The sequence below is a fragment of the Erythrobacter sp. SN6-5 genome (assembly GCF_057364945.1).
This window is the reverse complement of record NZ_CP200282.1, coordinates 1-18,047: the sequence shown is the minus strand read 5'-3', so window position 1 is coordinate 18,047 and position 18,047 is coordinate 1. Positions and strand designations below refer to the sequence as shown.

The window sequence follows — 18,047 nt, the reverse complement described above, 5'->3', positions numbered from 1 at the left end:
CTTCAGCTTGGGGCAATGCAGTCTAGCGCATGCACATGGCATAATGCCTGGGGTGGGTTACGATTTTGAGAGAGGCACTTCCTAATGAGCGCAGCACAACTGGCCCAGACGCCGGTAACGCAATTGACCCGTGAGGTCGCATCCAATTCCGATGGCACGTCCGCTGGCTCCAACTTGGGGCTGCGTATTCTAACTGTCGCTGCTGGTGCAGCCGCGCTGGGCGCCTGTACCACCACTCCGCCACCGCCTCCGCCGCCTCCGCCGCCGCCTCCCGTTGTTGAGGCGATCCCGTCCCGGCCATTGCCGCCAGGCGGCGCATCCTATGTGATGAACATTCCGGCCACCGGTGCCGATGGTCAGCGCATCACGATCAATCGTGGGATCAGCGATGATGAAAAGGTCTGGCATTTCCGTTCCGCCTGGAATGTCGCCGCGCTCAATTGCACCGCTCTGCAACATGCGCCGGTGCTTACCGCATACAGTTCGTACATCTCGAAGCATTCGCGGGCGCTGAAACAAGTGAACGATCGGATTGATCGGGTCTATCGCAGCCAGCTGAGCTCTCGCCGTAGTGCGATTATGGCGCGTGAAAGCAAGATGACCAGCGTCTATAACTTTTTTGCGCTGCCACCTGCTCGGGCAAGCTTCTGCAACAATGCGCTTGATATCTCGAACCGCTATCTCGCCGCACCAGATGATGATCCAATCGCCTTTGCGATGAGCAATTTTGAGCTGAAGGAAGCACCGTTTCACAACTTCTTCGCCGATTATGAGCAGTACCAGCGAGATTCGGCCGCTTGGGATGCCCGCTATGGCGAGCGTTACGGCGCGTCTCAGCCGGGCTGGGTCGCGGTTCAGGCCGCGCGCCAATCGGGCAATTTCGGCTCAACCCCGCCGCCCTCTGGCTTTGTGGCTGATCCGGGAACCAGCGGGAATGCACAGGTGCCGATTGTGCCGGTGGACGAGAGCACGGTCTCTCAGCCGGTGACGCAGCCGATCCCTGATGCCGATCCCGCCGCGGCGGATCCGGGGTCTTAGTAGCGCGGGCTTGCGCCCTCTACAAAAGCTGACTAACCGAGCGACACGCATTGGTAACGGGAATGCGGTGCGGGGCCATTGGCCCCAAAGCCGCGGCTGTCCCTGCAACTGTAAGCGGTGAGTGATTGACCTCGCGCGGGCTTGGATACGAGCGCGCAGCCACTGGGAAGGCCGTGAATGGCCGCCTGGGAAGGTGAGGGGCAAGAGCGATGATCCGTGAGCCAGGAGACCGACCAGAGCGTGTCGCTTGTGGCCTGGTTCAGGGATTGATCCGGCGCGAAAGAATTTTCGTCTCGAGCGACGATTAATGGGACTGCGTAGGGGGTAACGCCGCGCAGTCCGTTGCTTTGGATGAAGGGAATTATCTTGAGAAATCTAATGTTGAGCAGCGCTGCTGCTGTGTTTGCGCTCAGTTGTGGCAGCCATGCGGCTGCGCAGGATGAGGGCGTCTATACTAGTGAAGAAATCGATCCGAACGTCATTTTGCCAACTGGCATTCTTCCAGAAGACGGTATTCTCGTTACCAGCAGTCGACTGCTGACGACGCGATTGTCAGAATCTACAGCTTCTACGACGATCGTAACCCGAAGGCAGATCGAACAACGTCAGGTCCGCGACATTGCCGATGTGCTGCGCGATGTGCCCGGCGTCGCGGTTTCCAGCATTGCAGGTCAGACCCAAATTCGTCTGCGCGGAAGCGAGGCCAATCATGTTCTAGTGCTGGTCGATGGCATCGAGGTTTCCGATCCTGGCAGCGGCGAATTCGACATAGGCACGCTTCAGGCTGAGATCGGCAGTTATGTCGAAGTGCTGCGCGGCCCGCAATCGGCGCTTTATGGTAATGACGCGATCGGTGGCGTGGTAGCCTATCGTCTGGCGCACATTGATGGTTTTACAGGCCGGGTGGAGGCCGGTTCCAACGAGACAATCAACGCGGCAGCCCGGTGGGGAACGCGCATCGGCGATGCAGAAACATCGCTATCTGCTACCGTAGTCAGCACCGATGGGGAGCCAAATGCACGGGGTGGTGAGCGGGATATCGGGCGAGACAGCTATACTTTGTCTGGCCGTATCTCTGGCGAAGTTTCCAACGCGCTGAATATACGTGCAATTGGCCGGTTCGTTGACACATCAGGCGAAACAAACAATCAGGACTTCACCTTTGGCAGCCCTACGCTCGGCCTTGTGATTGATAGCCCGGGCGTCGGTTTTGAAAGCACCGCTCTATATGGCTTGGTCGGCGCGCGGCTTGAGACGCTTGATCAGTCTTGGATACACGATCTTTCGGTTCAATTTGCCAATATTAACCGCAGTACTTTTGACGGCTCAGCCATTACGAGTGACATGGAAAGCGACCGGTTCAAGGCGTCGTATGTCAGCAGTTTTGATTTCGGACAAAGCGAACACAATATCACCTTTGCTGCTGATTATGAGCAGGAAGGCTTCAACAATGTGTCCACCTTCAACGAACGCCGTGAGGTGGAGAATGTCGGTTTAGTCGGTGAGTACCGTTACGACGGAGACCGTTTCGATTTTTCGGCAGCCTTGCGGCAAGACTTCAACGACCGGTTTCAGGATACGACCACTTTCCGTGTGGCAGCGGGCCTAAACGTCACTGACACAACGCGCCTTCGCGCGGCTTTTGGTTCAGGGGTCAAGAATCCGACCTTTTTCGAACTATTCGGCTTTTTCGACGGTGTGTTTGTTGGCAATCCTGACCTGGAACCAGAGGAATCGACCAGCTGGGAAGTGGGCGTGGATCAGCGCTTTCTTGATGGCAACGGGATGCTTTCTGTCACCTATTTCAACGCTGAGCTCGATGGTGAAATCTTCACGGTTTTCCCTCCGCCGACTTTCATTGCCACACCGGGCAATCGCGATACGGAAAGCGAACAACAAGGGGTCGAATTTGCTGTATCGGCGCAAATTGGACGGAATTGGAGCGTCAACGCTGCCTACACTTATCTTGATGCTGAGGAGAATGGAGCGGTTGAAGTGCGACGTCCCGAAAGCATAGCAAGTGCCGCGCTGACATGGGCTTCTGCTGACGACAAAGCTTCTGCCACTTTGGTCGTTCGCCATAATGGTGAAGCTCTCGACAGTGATTTTAGCACTGGCACTTTTCCCGCACCTGTCACCACCCTTGATGATTTTACGCTTGTGAACGTCAATGCGCGCTACGATCTGACAGACGGCGTCAGTCTGTTCGCGCGTGCGGAAAACTTGCTGGATGAGGAATATGAGCAGGTGTTCAGTTTCGTCAGTCCGGGCCGCACTGTGACCGTTGGTATCGAGGCAAGGTTCTAAACTCTCGCTTTCTGTCAAGGAAATGCATAGGAGCACTCCATGCATTTCCTTGATCAAGCCAAGATATACCTAAAGTCGGGCGGCGGCGGGCCGGGAGCGGTTAGCTTTCGGCGTGAAAAGTACATCCAATATGGCGGTCCAGACGGCGGTAAAGGTGGCAAGGGCGGCGATATTATCTTTGAGGCTGTTGGCGGCCTCAACACGCTGATCGATTTTCGCTATTCGCAGCATTTCAAGGCGCCGCGCGGCGGGCACGGCATGGGCCGCGACCGCACCGGCGCTGGCGCGAAGGACTTGGTCGTTAAAGTCCCGGTCGGAACTCAGGTGCTCTCCGAGGACAAGGAAGACGTGCTTGCCGATTTTACCGAGGTGGGCCAGCGCATCGTCTTTATGGAAGGCGGGCAGGGCGGGCGCGGCAATGCTTCGTACAAAAGCTCTACCAATCGCGCCCCGCGCCAGCATCAACCGGGTGAACCGGGCGAAGAGGCATGGGTGTGGCTGCGGTTGAAACTGCTTGCCGACGTGGGTTTGGTTGGCCTGCCCAATGCGGGCAAATCGACCTTCATCAACGCCGTGTCCAATGCCCAGGCGAAGGTCGGGCATTACGCCTTCACCACACTGGTGCCTAAGTTGGGCGTGGTGCGCCACAAGGCGCGTGAATTTGTGATCGCGGATATTCCTGGCCTGATCGCGGGTGCCGCAGAAGGCGCAGGGATTGGCGACCGGTTCCTGGGGCATATCGAGCGGTGCCGCGTACTCATCCATTTGATCGACATCTCCGGCGATGACCCGGCCGAGGCGATGCGCGTGGTGGCCGAAGAACTCGAAGCCTACGGCGCCGCGCTAGAAGACAAGCCGCAGCTGATCGTGCTCAACAAGGTTGATCTGGCCGATGATGAGCTGGCGGAGGGCTTTACCGAGGAGCTGAAAGCCGCTGGCGCGGACGAGGTGTTTGTGATCTCTGGCGCGAGCGGGGCAGGGATTGAGCCATTGCTCGACGCGGTGCTCGGTTTTCTACCGGATCGCACCTCGACCGAGACGAAGGCCGCAGAGGTCGAAGAGCTTCCCGAAAGCGAGGATGGGGATGCGGGCGAATGGTCGCCGATTTAAGCGCTTTCGTTGATCCCACCTCTTGCCCGCGCCTAGTGGTCAAGATTGGCTCGGCCTTGTTGGTCCGGGACGGTGCGCCGCGCCGCGAATGGCTTGCAACATTGATCGCCGATGTCGCGCGGCTGCGCGCGGGCGGTCAACAAGTGATCCTAGTCAGCTCCGGCGCGATTGCGCTTGGTGCGGCTCGGCTTGGCCTGCAGAAGGGCGGCCGGGCGAGCCTGGCCGATGCGCAGGCGGCGGCGAGTGTTGGTCAAGTGGCGCTGGCGCAGCTGTGGGCAGAGGCTCTGGGCGCGCATGACATTACAGCGGCGCAAATGCTGGTGACGATTGGCGATCTGGAGGATCGGCGGCGCTATCTCAATGCCTCGGCGACGCTTGAACGATTGCTGGAAGCGGGTGCGGTACCGGTCGTCAACGAGAATGACAGCGTGGCGACCGAAGAAATCCGCTTTGGCGATAATGACCGGCTGGCCGCGCGCGTGGCGCAGGCGGCGAATGCTGATGCGGTACTGCTGCTGTCCGATGTTGACGGGCTGTACAACAAACCTCCCGGAGAAGATGGCGCGCGCCTGATTGAGAGGGTCGACCGCGTGACACCGGATGTGATCGCCATGGCCAGCGATGCCTCCTCATCTGGGCTGGGATCGGGCGGGATGACAGCGAAACTGCAGGCTGCACAGATTGCTGAGCGCGCTGGAATTGCGCTCGCTATTGTCAATGGCACGCATGATGCGCCGATCGCGCGACTGCAAGATCATGGTATTGGCACTTTGTTTGCGGCCCAGGATGTTGGAGATGCGCGCAAAACATGGCTCGGCGGGCGCTTGGCGCCAGAGGGCAGTGTCACGGTCGATGCGGGCTGCAAAAAGGCTCTAACCAAGGACGGGGCGAGCGTGCTCGCGGTAGGGATCACTGCGGTCGAAGGGTCATTTCAACGCGGCGATTTGATCACCGTGTGTGCGGCGAACGGTACCGTTCTGGCTCAGGGCCTATCTGAATATGATGCGGTCAGTTGCCGCCGGATTGCGGGCCTGCGCCACGATCATCAGGCCAAAGTGCTCGGCTACGCCCCGCGCGCGGCGGTGGTGCACCGCGATCATTTGGTGCTGCTGTGAAGCTGGCCGTCACAGGGTCCACCGGATTTGTGGGTCAAGCGTTCTTGGACGTTGCCACAACAGATAGCGAGCATGAGGTCCGCGCGCTGACCCGGCGTGAACAGCCGCCGCGTAAAGGCGTCACCTGGGTTCAGGGCACTTTGAGCGACGTTGAGGCCCTGGCAAAGTTGATCAGCGGCGTGGATGCGGTGGTTCATATCGCCGGGCTCACCAACACGCCCGATCCGACAGAGTTTGAAGTTGCCAACGTGCTTGGCACTCAGAATATGATCGCCGCCGCGAAGGCTGTGGGCGTGAAGCGCTTCGTGTTTGTCTCCTCGCTGTCCGCGCGAGAGCCAGATTTGTCCGCCTATGGTGCGTCAAAGGCGCGGGCGGAGACATTGGTTGAGGCCAGCGGCCTTGATTGGACGACGGTGCGGCCGCCTGCGGTTTATGGCCCGCGCGATACGGATATGTTTGAGCTGTTCCGCAGCGCGAAATGGGGCTTCGTGCCTCTGCCGCCGCGCGGGGCAACCTCGATTATCCATGTGCAGGATTTGGCCGAATTGCTGCTTGTGTTGACGGGGCCGGTCGCGCCCAGCCGCGTGCTGTTTGAGCCGGACGATGGCCGCGAGGGTGGTTGGAGCCATAAAGAGCTCGCCCATGCAATAGGCGCGGCGATGGGGCGCAAGGTGCTTGCGCCAAACCTGCCCGCTGGCGTGTTGAGCGCCGCGGCGCGCGCGGATAAGATGCTGCGCGGTGACAAAGCCAAGCTGACCGCCGACCGGGTCGGCTATATGTGCCATCCCAATTGGGTTGCGCGCACGCTGAAAGCGGTGCCTGCCCGGATTTGGAAGCCCAAGATCACTGGCGAGGAAGGCCTCGCTCAGACGGCCAAATGGTACCGCGATAAAGGCTGGCTTTAACGCCGGCCTAAGTGCCTTAGAGGAACGGTTCCTCGCCCGGCTTGTGGATGCCGCATTCGGTCTTGTCCCAGCCTTTCCAACGTCCAGAGCGCGCGTCTTCGCCTTCGGCAACTTTGTGCGTGCAGGGTGCGCAGCCGATCGAGGGATAACCCTCCGCCACTAGTGGGTGGGGCGGCAGATCATGCTCTTCAAAATAGGCTTTGATATCGTCCGCTGACCAATCGATCAGCGGGTTGATTTTCAGCCGGCCTTGCGCATCAGACGTATCGACTTCAAAGCGCGGCAAATTGGCCCGCGTGCTCGATTGGAACGCCTTGCGCCCGGTGAAGCTGGCATCGTAATTTGCCGAAGCCTTGGCCAGCGGGATCACCTTGCGGATTTCGCAGCAGCCATCGGGATCGTACGACCAACGCAGGCCAGTCTCGTCCTTCTTAGCGAGCTCCGCCTCATCCGGGGTCAGCACGATCAGATTGGTGAGGCCGATCTTTGCCGCCACCTCGTCGCGATAGGCAATCGTCTCTTCAAAATGCTTGCCGGTGTCTAGAAACAGCACTGGCACATTGGGATCAACCTGAGCGATTAAGTGCAGCAGCACCGCGCTTTCCGCGCCAAAGCTGGAGACGGTGGCAACATCGCCAGCCAGGCTGCCCTTGAGCACGCCTTCAAGCATTTCCAGCGTGCTGGAGCCGCGAAACATGCGGTTGAGGCGCACGGCGTCGTGCTCGGTAAAGCGCGGTCCGGTCTCTAACCGGTCTATCTGGCGGGTCTCACTCATGGCGCAGTTCTGCGATTGTGCGGCGTCCACTCTCTCTGGCATCGGCGGCGCTTTGATAGACATTGCCGAAACCTTCAAAGGCGCGGCGGGCATCGTCTTCGTCGAGCGGTTTGTCCGGCGCAAAGGCGTCAAACCCGCAGCGGCGCATATGCGAAAGCTGATCGATCAGCACATCACCAACCGCGCGGAGTTCGCCGTCATATCCGGCTTCGCGCAGGATCCGGGCAGCGGAATAGCCGCGCCCGTCGCCGAAGCTGGGGAAGTTCACCTCGACCAGCGCGAGCCGGTCTAGGAACGGCAAGAGCACGCGCGCATCATCGCCCGGTTCAATCCGAACGGCGGTGGCGTTGGTTTGATCGCAGCAGGCATCGACGGTCACCGTGCCATGGTCTGCGACTTCATCATCGCGGAAACGGAATTGCACGTCGTCCGGGCTGGTTCCCAAATCTTGGCTATGCAGGTTCTCATTTGTCATACAACGCCTCCTTAAACGGGGTCATGCCGATGCGGCGGTAGGTGTCGAGGAAGCGTTCGCCATCCTCGCGGGTCTCAAGATAGACGTCGGTGACGGTTTCAACCGCCTTGATCACACCGTCCTCGTCAAAGCCGGGGCCGGTGATTTTGGCGAGGCTCACGTCTTCCGCTTCACTGCCGCCGAGCGAGAGCTGGTAGTTTTCAGTGCCCTTCTTATCGACGCCGAGAATACCGATGTGGCCCGCATGGTGATGCCCGCAGGCGTTGATACAGCCAGAGATCTTGAGCTTCAGCTGGCCGAGCTCTTCGGTCCGGCCTTTCTTAGCAAAATTCTCTGAAATCCGCTGAGCCAAGGGGATCGAGCGGGCGTTCGCGAGCGCGCAATAATCAAGGCCGGGGCAGGCGATGATATCCTCGATCGTGTCGAGGTTCGGCGCGCCGAGGTCTGCGGCTTCCAGCTCTGTCCAGAGCGCGTGCAAATCCGCAATCCGTACATGCGGCAGGACGATGTTCTGCGTGTGCATAACGCGCAGCTCGTCAAAGCTGTATTGCTTGGCCAGCTTGGCCATCAGACGCATCTGGTCGCCCGTTGCATCGCCTGGGATGCCGCCAACCGGCTTCAGGCTGATGACCGCGCTAACATAGCTATCGTGCTTGTGACGCACGGTGTTGCGGTCGACCCACAGCGCAAAGTCGGGGTCAGAGCGGTCAATGCTCTTCGGGCCGTCTTCGAACGCAGGATCGGCAAAGAACGGCTTGATCCGCTCCAGCTCAGCCAGAGGCGGTTCGACGCCCTGATCGAGCAGATGCGCGAACTCTTCCTCGACCTGACGTGTGTATTCCTCCGCGCCCATTTCATGGACCAGGATCTTGATCCGCGCCTTGTATTTATTGTCGCGGCGGCCATAGCGATTGTAGACCCGCAGGCACGCCTCCGCGTAGGTAACCAGCTGATCCAGAGGTACAAATTCGCGGATCTGCGGGGCGATCATCGGGGTCCGTCCCATGCCGCCACCGACATAGAAGCTCGCGCCAACCTCGCCCGCGTCGTTCTTCACGATCTGAATACCGATGTCGTGCAGCCGCATGGCCGCGCGGTCAGTCTCTGCCGCGATGACGGCGATTTTGAACTTGCGCGGCAGATAGGTGAACTCCGGGTGGAAACTCGACCATTGGCGCAGCAGCTCGGCATAGGGACGCGGATCGATCAGCTCGTCATGGGCAGCGCCAGCAAAGTGATCGGAGCTGATGTTGCGAATGCAATTGCCGCTGGTCTGGATCGCGTGCATCTCAACCTTGGACAGGTCGGCGAGAATGTCCGCCGCATCTTCCAGCTTGATCCAATTGTATTGCAGATTTTGCCGCGTGGTGAAGTGGCCATAACCGCGATCATATTTATCCGCGATATCGCCCAGCGCGATCATCTGCCGCGAGTTGAGCGTGCCATAGGGGATTGCGACGCGCAGCATGTAGGCGTGGAGTTGCAGGTACAGGCCGTTCATCAGCCGCAGCGGCTTGAACTGGTCTTCGGTCAGCTTGCCATCGAGGCGGCGCTGAGCCTGATCGCGGAATTCCTCAACGCGGGCGTCGACCATCGCTTGGTCGTATTGGTCATACTGATACATCTTAAATCACCCAGTCCCAGCCGGTTTTGGAGGCAGTCGGCACCGCGAGATCGCGGCGGACCGTTGGGCCGAGTGCGCGCACCCGGTCCTTAATATGAGCAGGCCGCACGCCTTCTTCGGTGCGGCTGGCGACCAGCGCGTAGGGCACGTTTACCCGCCGCGCGGCTTCTTCAGCGGCGAGGATTTGCTTGCCCATGTCGCCAACATCGACGGCGTCATGCACGGATAGCGACCAGTTCTGGCCGTCCCACCAGACGACTTCGCCGGTCTTGAGGTCATTTCCTGTGAGGATATTCATGTGACGGCCTGTGTTTCCTGCGCCTTGGCGGCGGTGTTTGTGATTGAATGGTCATCCCGCGCGGTCACATTGCCAATCACGATGAGCGCGGGGCTTTTGATCTTGTTGGCCGTGACGAGCTGCGGCAGACCCGCCAGCAATCCGCGCACAACCCGCATTTCCGGGCGCGCGGCGTTTTCGATCACGGCGACGGGGACATCAGGCGCAAGGCCGTCTGCCATCAATTTCTCGGCGATCTGAGGTGCAGTTTTGACGCCCATGTAGATCACCAAAGTGCGGCCCTTGCCAGCGAGGCCGGACCAATCCTGATCCGATAGGCCTTTGCATTGCCCAGCGACAAAACTGACAATGCTGGAGGCGTCGCGGTGAGTTAGGGCGATTTGCGCCGCAGCGGCCGCGCCATTGGCGGCGCTGATGCCGGGTACGATCATAACTGGCACGCCAGCAGCGCGGGCGTCTTCGGCCTCTTCACCGCCGCGTCCGAACACCAGCGGGTCGCCGCCCTTCAGGCGGATCACATCGCGGCCTTTCATGGCCTCGCGGATCAGCAAAGCGTTGATGTCATCCTGAGGCAGAGTGTGCCGTGCGCGCTGCTTCGCTACCGAGATAAACTCTGCTGTGGCCGGGGCCATCGCGAGTATTTCCCTGCTTACCAGCCCGTCATGCACCACCAGCTCAGCCGCCTCGAGCAGCCGCGCCGCGCGCAGGGTCAGCAGATCGGGATCACCCGGGCCTGCGCCAACCAGATAGATTGTGCCTGTCTTTTCCATGAGGGCGAGATGGGCCGCCCGCCGCGATCGCGCCAGTGAGAATGGATTTGCGCACCTTTAGCAAAGCTATTGCAGGCCTGCCGTAACCGCAGATCGCCGGGGGTTTAGATGGAGTTCTTCGCCGACATGACTTCGATCAAGCGGTCCATTTGCTTGCTGGAGCGAAGGTGCAGATCGCGTTGAGGGAATGGAATTTCGACGTCATTTTCATCGAACAATTCCCACACTCGCTTGTAAACGTCAGAGCGGATGTTCGCGAGGCCTTCTTCCGGGTCCTGGATCCAGAAGCGGATTTCAAAGTCGACTGAATTGTCGCCAAAGCCCATGATGTTCACGCGCGGCCTGGGTGCGCTCAAAATCCGATCGGTCTCATCAACCGCCTGATAAAGCAGCTTTTCAACTAGTTTCATGTCGCTGCCATAAGACACGCCAACGGGTGCTTTTACCCGCACATCGCGCGAGGAATAAGACCAATTGACCACCTGATTGATCATCAGGTTTTCGTTCGGGATCAGATATTCGGTCTGATCGCGGGTGATGACGGATATGGCGCGAATGCCGATCTTGCGGATCTGGCCAAAGCTTTCATTGCCTGCCTGATCGGTGACGGAGATCACATCGCCCGGCTTGATCGACTTATCCATCAGCAGCAGGATGCCTGAGATCAAGTTACCAAAGGTTTTCTGAAGGCCAAAACCAATCGCCAGGCCAAATGCGCCGCCAAAGAAGGCCAGCGCGGTGAGATCAATGCCGAGCAGGTCAATCCCGATAAAGAACGCCAATCCCCACACCGCCATGGTGCTGAGCTTTTCCGCCAGCAAGCGCTGAGTGGAATCGAACCGTGTCACTCGGCCCAGCAGGTTCTTACACAGGCGGATTGCCAGCATCGCGCCGGTGATGACCAGCGCAATCACGCCAATTACTAGCAAGATATCGAACAGCGACACACGCATGTCGCCAATGCTCAGCGCCCAGGCATCCAGCGTGTCGACCACGGAACCGGCGGCCTTGCTTTGCGAGGCGATCCCGTCGCGAATGCCCTCGCTGGCGATGATCTCGGTTTCTTGATCCGGCGCGGTTTCCGCCATGGTCCAGGCCTGACCGGTTGCGGGCGCGTCCGGCGCGGGCAGAGTGCCCGCATCTGCGCCATTGGTGGCAGCGGAGGTTTCGTCGGACGGGGTAGGGGGCGCTGTGGCGGTCATAAATCTTTCATCGCGGCAAAGCCGGTTTGCAGATCTGCAATCAAATCATCTGGGTCTTCTAGGCCGATTGATAGGCGAATGCTCATGGCAGCGCTAGTATCTGGGCCAGCACCATCGTTGCCGCCTGTCTCTGCTCCAGGTACAGGCATCGCATCGCGAATGGGCGCGGCGTCATAAGGCAGAGCGAGGCTTTCATACCCGCCCCAGGAATAGCCGATCCCGAACAGCTTGAGATTGTCGACCAGGGCCGCGCGGCTTTCCGCTGTCGCATCGGCCAAAGTGAAGCTGAACAGGCCGCATCCGCCAGTGAAATCGCGGCGCCACAGCTCGTAACCCGCATCGCCTTCCAGCACCGGGCAATGCACGTTGGCAACCTCTGGCCGATCGCGCAGCCACGCGGCAATCGCGCGCGCACTTTGCACGCCGCGCTCCAGCCTGATTTCCATTGTTCGCAGGCCGCGCAAAGCCAGCGCTGCATCATCGGGTGAGACGACATTGCCCATTTGCTGGCTCGTCTGGCGCAGGCGGCGATAGAAGTGCTCACCCGCGCTCGCCGCCCCCATCATCAGGTCAGAATGCCCGCTGACATGCTTGGTCAGGCTCATCACTGATATGTCACATCCGCGTTCAAGCGCTGGAAAGCCAATCGCGCTGGCCCAAGTGTTGTCGATCAGGCTCACCGCGCCGCGCCCCCGCGCAATCCGGGTCAGCTCGGGCACATCGCACACTTCCATCGTCAGGCTGCCGGGGCTTTCGAGCCACACGGCCTTGGTTCGCTCGCAGAATAGCGACTCATAGGCGGCGATATCGAGCGGGTCGAAAAACCGCGCCTCCACGCCCCAGCGTTTTAGAAAACCCATCGCCATGACCCGCGAAGGCTCATAGGAATTGTCGCTGATCAGCAGCTCGTCGCCGGGTTTCAGCACGCTCAGCAGCGCGCTGTTAATGGCGGCAACGCCGCTGGGATAGAGCATTGTGCCCGCCGCGCCCGGCTCCAGTTGGGTCAGCGCCTCGGCCAGAGCCCACTGTGTTGGTGCGCCCTGCTAAGCCGTAGTAAAACTTACCATCCTTGGGCTGAGATCCGCCAGCCTTGCGGTCCGCCTCGCTGGCGTAAAGATGTGTGCTGGCGCGCCAGATCGGCGGGTTGACGACCTGACCGGTCCATTCCTTGCGCCGCCCCGCGCCAACCAATTTCGTGCCGGGCTTCTTGCCTGATATGTCGTCCGCCATGCCCCTAGTCCTTAGGTCCTGTGGACTTGGGCGTGGCAGGATCACGGCCCCAATCAGACCAGCTGCCATCGTACAGTGCCCAGTCGGTCTTGCCGAGCTGCGCCAGCGCGAGCAACAGGACGCTGCCGGTGACGCCGCTGCCGCAGGTTGTGGTGATGGGCTTGTCCAGATCAATTCCGGCCCGCTCAAACGCGCTGCGCAATTCGTCCACCGGTTTGAAGGTGCCGTCTTCTGCATAAAGCTCAGTGTGGGGCAGGTTGTAGGAGCCGGGAATGCGGCCCCCTTCCACGCCGTGCACGGGGTCTGCGCCTGCGCCCTCAAACCTGTCGGCGCTGCGTGCGTCCAGAACCTGTTCCTCGCGCGTTTCCAGATTGGCCAGCACATCGGCCTTCATCCGCAATCGCTCAGGCGGGCTTAGCTCAGGCGGGCTTAGCTCAGGCATGCTGCTGGCTGTGAATTCCGGCTCCCCTTTGTCGACCGAGCGCCCTTCTGCGCGCCATTTGGCAAGGCCGCCATCGAGCACCGCGACCGGTGCGATCCACGAGGATGTAAGCAAGTACCAGGCGCGAGCGGCGCTGTTTAGCGCGCTATCATCATAGATCACGATACGCTCGCCCAGCTCTATGCCAAGCTCTGCAATGCGCGCGCCCAATTGTTCGGGCCGGGGCAGGGCAGAGGGCACATCGCTGGTTTCATCGACGAGGCTAGCGAGGTCTAGGAAACGCGCACCGGGTATATGTTCCGCCGCGAATTCAGCGCGCGCATCGCGGTTTGCCGCAGGCAGGTGGAGCGAGGCGTCCAGCACCACCAAATCCTCATCATTCAATGCCTCGGCCAGCCAATCACTGCTGACGAGATTATCGGTCATCTGGTTCATGAGGCAAAGCGGTAGCGCGCTGGGCCGCCGCCGCCAAGTGCCCGCTTATGCTGGTTGAATATCCAGCTCTCGCACGCGCAGTCCGGGAATGCCGCCGGGCGGCGTGTTGAGCGCGATCGGCTGAAGCCGTGCGGCGCTTGCCGTGCTTGGCTGGCCGACGACATAATGGCGCGTCACTGGCTCGCCATTGCCCTGCGTTATGGTGATCTGCAGCAGCGGCACAAACAGCGGGACATTGCCCTGGCGCATCACCTGTAATTTGCTGGTCGGCAATTGCACCTGACCGCTTTCGGCATGGCTTTTATTGGGTCCGATGCGTGGGATAATCACCGGTTCGGGACGATCAAAGCCCAGGACAGAGCTACCCGGAATTGCTCCGCTCTGGGCGCTGGTTAGGATTGCGGAAACGGACACGTCGCGCACCGCATTGGCGGTTCGATTGGCCAGGTTCAGGCGGTAATCGAGCGTGAAGTTCATCACGCTGCGGGTTGCGCGCACGATCTCAATATCAATGTCGATCCGCGCGGGTGCACTGGGAATTGGCGCGTTATCCTCGGCTGGCTTGCTGGGTTCGGCCATGGCGGGTGTGGTTGGCGTGTTGATCGTATTGGTCGCGGTTGTCGTTGCGGGTGCGGGCCCGCTCGGGGCTGGTTCAAGTTCGGACGGCGAGCGCGAAGCAACCTTTGGACGTTCAATTTCAGGCACGGTGACGGTCGCTGTTCCGCGCCGCAGGAACAAGGCCCCGCCAATCAACAGGGCGAGCAAGGTCAATCCTCCAGCGATCCATGCCCATGGCGGTATCGCACTGGCAGCATCACTTGTTGCGGCGTCTGGAACCGCTGTGTCGGGGCCTGCGAGGTTCGGCAACGGAGCGTTGGTGTCAAATCCGGGTGTTCCTGCTCCCGTAGGAGTTTCCGTCACTGCAGGAGATGATGCACCGGAAGCGCCGCCGCCCGCATTGCTCGGTGTGCTTGGCTGCACTGTTGGAAGGCGATTGGCCGGTGTGACCGAGCCTGAAGCGGAACCTGCCGCTCCCGTCGCCTCGGGAGATACCGTATCGCTCGGACTCAGGACCGGCGTGATCGTCGGTGCAGGTCTGGGTAGGTCAATTGCAGGGGCTGTGGGATCAGAACTGGGGACCGTGCTCGGGTCTGCCTGTGTGGGCGCAGGCGCTGGCCTATCGGTTGGAATAACGCGCGGCGGCAAGGCCGCTGGCCCTGTGTCATCCGCAGGGCCTTCGACCTCTGGCCGGGGTGTGGGTGTGCTGGTCGGCAGTGTAAAACCGCCCGGTGAAGACTGCGCCACCGTTGGCGCGGTCGCACCGATGCTCAGCGCAATGAGAACGCACATCACCGCCGCTTTGGGCGCGGACAATATCCGAAAAGAAGAAACAGCAAGCATGATCTTTGGCGTAGCGGGTCTTTTCAAAAATAGCGGTGTGCACGGACTCAGCGGTCATAGCACTTTGCGGGTGCGGCCGGGCAGCGCGATTACAACATAACGGCGCAGCACTGCCACCGCATGTCTGACATAGATATTAACGCCGCCCCGTCCAGCTTGTCGCTTGCATGGAGCGCCGTTTCGCGGCAACAGCGCGGCATGGAAACCACACCTAACGATGCCGCTGCCCCAGCATTCTTGGGCAAAGACACACCGCTGCCGACTTCGCCCGAAGAGGCTGTGCTCGATTACGTACCAAATCCGCGCAAGGGATCGCTGTTTTTGGTGCGTTTTGCCGCGCCAGAATTCACATCACTATGCCCGGTCACCAACCAACCGGATTTTGCGCATTTGGTGATCGACTATGCGCCGGGTGATACGATTGTGGAATCCAAAAGCCTCAAGCTGTTTCTGGGCAGTTTTCGCAATCACAACGGCTTTCACGAGGATGTGACCGTCGGCATTGGCCAGCGGCTGGCCGAGGAAATGAAGCCCAAATGGCTGCGTATTGGCGGCTATTGGTATCCGCGCGGCGGCATTCCGATTGATGTGTTTTGGCAGACAGGCGCCGCGCCAGAGGGCCTATGGGTACCCGATCAAGGTGTTCAGCCCTATCGTGGCCGCGGGTAGGCAAAGTCGATCTGTCGCATCGCGTGACATGTCGACTTTGTACAATAATTGTCTTTAGGAACCAGCTAAACTCATTCAGGGAATACTTTGGGGCGGGTGAAGACTTTGGGGCGGGTGAAGTTTGCCAATTTCAACGGCTTGGCTCAATGGGCTCAGCTTGCCTGTAATGGCCGCCGTTAATTCTCGGATCGCATTTAGCCGCCCCTTTCACTGTGTTGGAAGGGAAATACGCATGAAAAATACGCTTTTGGTATCGACGGCTTTGTCGCTTGGCTGCGCGGTCGCATTGGTCCTGGCTCCGCAGGAGGTCCGTGCAGAGGCGTGTCTGCTGGACACAAATGAAGACGGCAATGCCGACTCCAACGTTGATACAACGGGCGGCGCCATTTCTGATGACGGCAATAATGAGCTGGCTTGCGGAGTGGGATCAGATGCCTCTGGCGCCAGCAGTACGGCCATTGGCGGGAACTCGGCTGCTACCGGCGCGAACACTTTAGCTGCCGGATTCGATGCAAACTCAGAGGGTGACAACAGCACCGCAATTGGCGTCGATGCTGGCGCGACCGATATCAGCGCGACCGCTTTGGGGTATCAGTCCCTGGCTGGGAATGGCGATACAACGGCAATTGGTCGATCCGCTCAGGCGCTGGGAATAGGCACCACCGCGCTCGGGCGCAGCTCCTCTGCTGGCGGAGCGAACTCTATCGCGATTGGTACGGACGCAGGCGATGCTGATAGTTTGGGGGCTAACTCGAGCGGGGATTCCTCGATCGCAATTGGTGCGGATACGGCTGCAGGTGGTTCATCCGCTATTGCGATTGGTGGGAGCAGCAACGCTACGCAGACGGGAACAATTGCCATCGGCGGTGATGGCAATGATTTCGGCACCATGGGTGCGCAGGCAACAGGTGTTTTGGCAATAGCTATTGGCGCTGATGCAAGGGCAAGCAGCAATGGCAGCATGGCTTTGGGCGTTGATGCTAGTGCAAGTGGATTTAGCAGCACAGCCTTAGGCGCATTCTCAAGCGCCACAATGACCGGCGCGATTGCGATCGGCGGTGATGGTGGGGATGCTGATGAAAATGGCGCACAGGCGACGGGTATTGCGTCGATTGCGCTTGGTGTGGATTCTGTTGCGAGCAGTCAGGATGCGAGTGCTGTGGGGTCTGGTACGAATGCGATTGGTCAGGAGGCGTCTGTGTTTGGCGCAAGGGCGCGGACCAATGGCGCTTTGGCAACGGCTGTGGGTGCGCGCTCGGTCGCGACTTCGAACGGGACGTCGGCCTTTGGGACGGGTTCACGGGCACGGGCCTTGAACGCGACCGCTATTGGCAACTCCGCTCTGGTAGAAGGCGCTTTCTCAACCGGTATTGGCGCAGGTGTGAACATCGCTGCGACAGCCAACTCAGCGGCTGCGGTTGGTTTTCAAGCCAATGTCAGCGGCAGCGCGGGTACAGCGGTGGGCAGCTCAAGCGAGGTGACCGCGCAATTTGGTACCGCTGTTGGCCGCGAGGCGAGCGTGACGCACAACAATTCGACCGCAGTTGGCTTTCAGGCAGCGTCCACTGCGAACAATCAGGTTGCGCTGGGCGGAGATGGATCCTCGGTGCGGATTGGCGACATTGACGCCTCCACGGCTGCGCAGGTTGGCCCCGTGGATGCGGTGACCGTCGACGCGAATGGCACGCTTGGCCGCCAGAGCGTTGCAACCGCCGCCTCAGTCGACAATGTCCGCCGCGCCCTCAACACCGTTTCACAAGTGGGAACCGCTCAGTTCGATGCGCTGTCAGGAAGGGTGAACACTTTGTTCGACCTCACCAGCACAATTGACCGCGATGCACAGCGGGGCATTGCTTCCATCGCTGCGCAAGCCTCTCCGCACTTCCCAAGTGCAGCGGGTAAAACCAGCTATGCCAGCAATGTCGCGACGTACCGCGGCGAAGTTGGTTTCTCCGCTGGACTGATGCACCGGTTCGAAGGTGACTTCGCCATCACCGCAGGGGTAACCTACGCAGGCGGTAACTCCACCAGTGTTCGTGCGGGCATCGCAGGAGAGTTTTGAGGCGAGTGAAGATTGGTACTGGAAAACGGGCCACAAGGGTGGATGCTTCCCCGCAGGCCTGACAATGCCTATGCAATCGGGCGCAGGATCGCGTAAGGTGCAAAAATAGAAGCGGGAAGTGGTGCTGAGCTGCAAGATTCGAACTCGCGGCCCCCTGATTACAAATCAGGTGCTCTACCAACTGAGCTA

The 18,047-nt window shown here is 60.0% G+C and carries 16 protein-coding genes, 1 tRNA gene, 1 pseudogene and 1 riboswitch; of the genes and pseudogenes, 8 read left to right on the top strand and 10 right to left on the bottom strand.

Translation table 11 applies throughout. The features are described from left to right. The first annotated feature begins 84 nt into the window (after positions 1-84). From AC0V6Z_RS00090 to AC0V6Z_RS00070, 5 genes are all read left to right on the top strand, one after another. Positions 85-1,038: a hypothetical protein gene (locus AC0V6Z_RS00090; RefSeq protein ID WP_472639430.1), complete on the top strand. Its 954-nt coding sequence runs from the start codon at positions 85-87 to the stop codon at positions 1,036-1,038. A gap of 34 nt (positions 1,039-1,072) precedes the next feature. Next, positions 1,073-1,290, top strand: a riboswitch (cobalamin riboswitch). Positions 1,291-1,416: 126 nt separating this feature from the next. Beyond that, on the top strand, positions 1,417-3,345 hold the full coding sequence (locus tag AC0V6Z_RS00085; RefSeq protein ID WP_472639429.1) for a TonB-dependent receptor plug domain-containing protein: 1,929 nt from the start codon (positions 1,417-1,419) through the stop codon (positions 3,343-3,345). 39 nt (positions 3,346-3,384) lie between these two features. Beyond that, positions 3,385-4,455: an Obg family GTPase CgtA gene (gene cgtA, locus AC0V6Z_RS00080; RefSeq protein WP_472639428.1), complete on the top strand. Its 1,071-nt coding sequence runs from the start codon at positions 3,385-3,387 to the stop codon at positions 4,453-4,455. Beyond that, entirely contained in the window at positions 4,440-5,570 is a 1,131-nt protein-coding gene (proB, locus tag AC0V6Z_RS00075) for a glutamate 5-kinase (protein ID WP_472639427.1), read from the top strand. The genes cgtA and proB overlap by 16 nt, the downstream gene beginning before the upstream one ends. After that, positions 5,567-6,475: an NAD-dependent epimerase/dehydratase family protein gene (locus AC0V6Z_RS00070; protein ID WP_472639426.1), complete on the top strand. Its 909-nt coding sequence runs from the start codon at positions 5,567-5,569 to the stop codon at positions 6,473-6,475. The genes proB and AC0V6Z_RS00070 overlap by 4 nt, the downstream gene beginning before the upstream one ends. Positions 6,476-6,491: 16 nt before the next feature. Here AC0V6Z_RS00070 and AC0V6Z_RS00065 read toward each other — a convergent pair whose 3' ends face one another. The 9 genes and pseudogenes from AC0V6Z_RS00065 to AC0V6Z_RS00025 all read right to left on the bottom strand — a co-directional run bounded on the left by AC0V6Z_RS00065 (position 6,492) and on the right by AC0V6Z_RS00025 (position 14,305). After that, positions 6,492-7,250 carry a phosphoadenylyl-sulfate reductase gene (locus tag AC0V6Z_RS00065; protein WP_472639425.1) on the bottom strand — a complete coding sequence of 253 codons (759 nt, stop codon included), beginning with the start codon at positions 7,248-7,250 and terminating at the stop codon, positions 6,492-6,494. After that, positions 7,243-7,725, bottom strand: coding sequence for a DUF934 domain-containing protein (locus AC0V6Z_RS00060; protein WP_472639424.1), 483 nt, complete (start codon positions 7,723-7,725; stop codon positions 7,243-7,245). The genes AC0V6Z_RS00065 and AC0V6Z_RS00060 overlap by 8 nt, the downstream gene beginning before the upstream one ends. Further along, positions 7,715-9,349 (bottom strand): nitrite/sulfite reductase, encoded by a 1,635-nt coding sequence (locus tag AC0V6Z_RS00055; RefSeq protein WP_472639423.1) that lies wholly within the window; start codon positions 9,347-9,349, stop codon positions 7,715-7,717. The genes AC0V6Z_RS00060 and AC0V6Z_RS00055 overlap by 11 nt, the downstream gene beginning before the upstream one ends. Before the next feature lies 1 nt (position 9,350). Continuing rightward, positions 9,351-9,647, bottom strand: coding sequence for a DUF2849 domain-containing protein (locus AC0V6Z_RS00050; protein WP_472639422.1), 297 nt, complete (start codon positions 9,645-9,647; stop codon positions 9,351-9,353). Continuing rightward, positions 9,644-10,417 carry a uroporphyrinogen-III C-methyltransferase gene (gene cobA / locus AC0V6Z_RS00045; protein WP_472639421.1) on the bottom strand — a complete coding sequence of 258 codons (774 nt, stop codon included), beginning with the start codon at positions 10,415-10,417 and terminating at the stop codon, positions 9,644-9,646. Before cobA ends, AC0V6Z_RS00050 begins: the two co-directional genes overlap by 4 nt. A gap of 104 nt (positions 10,418-10,521) precedes the next feature. After that, positions 10,522-11,619: a mechanosensitive ion channel family protein gene (locus AC0V6Z_RS00040; RefSeq protein ID WP_472639420.1), complete on the bottom strand. Its 1,098-nt coding sequence runs from the start codon at positions 11,617-11,619 to the stop codon at positions 10,522-10,524. Continuing rightward, positions 11,616-12,849 (bottom strand): annotated as a pseudogene (gene metC, locus AC0V6Z_RS00035) (cystathionine beta-lyase). Before metC ends, AC0V6Z_RS00040 begins: the two are co-directional and overlap by 4 nt. 4 nt (positions 12,850-12,853) lie before the next feature. Continuing rightward, on the bottom strand, positions 12,854-13,717 hold the full coding sequence (locus AC0V6Z_RS00030; RefSeq protein WP_486176420.1) for a sulfurtransferase: 864 nt from the start codon (positions 13,715-13,717) through the stop codon (positions 12,854-12,856). Positions 13,718-13,771: 54 nt separating this feature from the next. Next, positions 13,772-14,305 (bottom strand): hypothetical protein, encoded by a 534-nt coding sequence (locus AC0V6Z_RS00025; RefSeq protein WP_472639418.1) that lies wholly within the window; start codon positions 14,303-14,305, stop codon positions 13,772-13,774. Between AC0V6Z_RS00025 and AC0V6Z_RS00020 the strand changes: the two genes are divergently transcribed. From AC0V6Z_RS00020 to AC0V6Z_RS00010, 3 genes are all read left to right on the top strand, one after another. Then, on the top strand, positions 14,304-15,227 hold the full coding sequence (locus AC0V6Z_RS00020; RefSeq protein WP_472639417.1) for a hypothetical protein: 924 nt from the start codon (positions 14,304-14,306) through the stop codon (positions 15,225-15,227). The two genes, AC0V6Z_RS00025 and AC0V6Z_RS00020, sit on opposite strands and share 2 nt — an antisense overlap. Before the next feature lie 98 nt (positions 15,228-15,325). After that, a complete protein-coding gene (gene queF, locus AC0V6Z_RS00015; RefSeq protein ID WP_472639416.1) occupies positions 15,326-15,796 on the top strand; it encodes a preQ(1) synthase in 471 nt (156 codons plus the stop codon). Positions 15,797-16,028: 232 nt separating this feature from the next. Continuing rightward, a complete protein-coding gene (locus AC0V6Z_RS00010; protein ID WP_472639415.1) occupies positions 16,029-17,858 on the top strand; it encodes a YadA family autotransporter adhesin in 1,830 nt (609 codons plus the stop codon). Between the two features lie 119 nt (positions 17,859-17,977). On the opposite strand, the gene AC0V6Z_RS00005 is transcribed toward AC0V6Z_RS00010, so the two are convergent. After that, positions 17,978-18,046, bottom strand: a tRNA-Thr gene (locus tag AC0V6Z_RS00005). Position 18,047 lies beyond the last annotated feature (1 nt).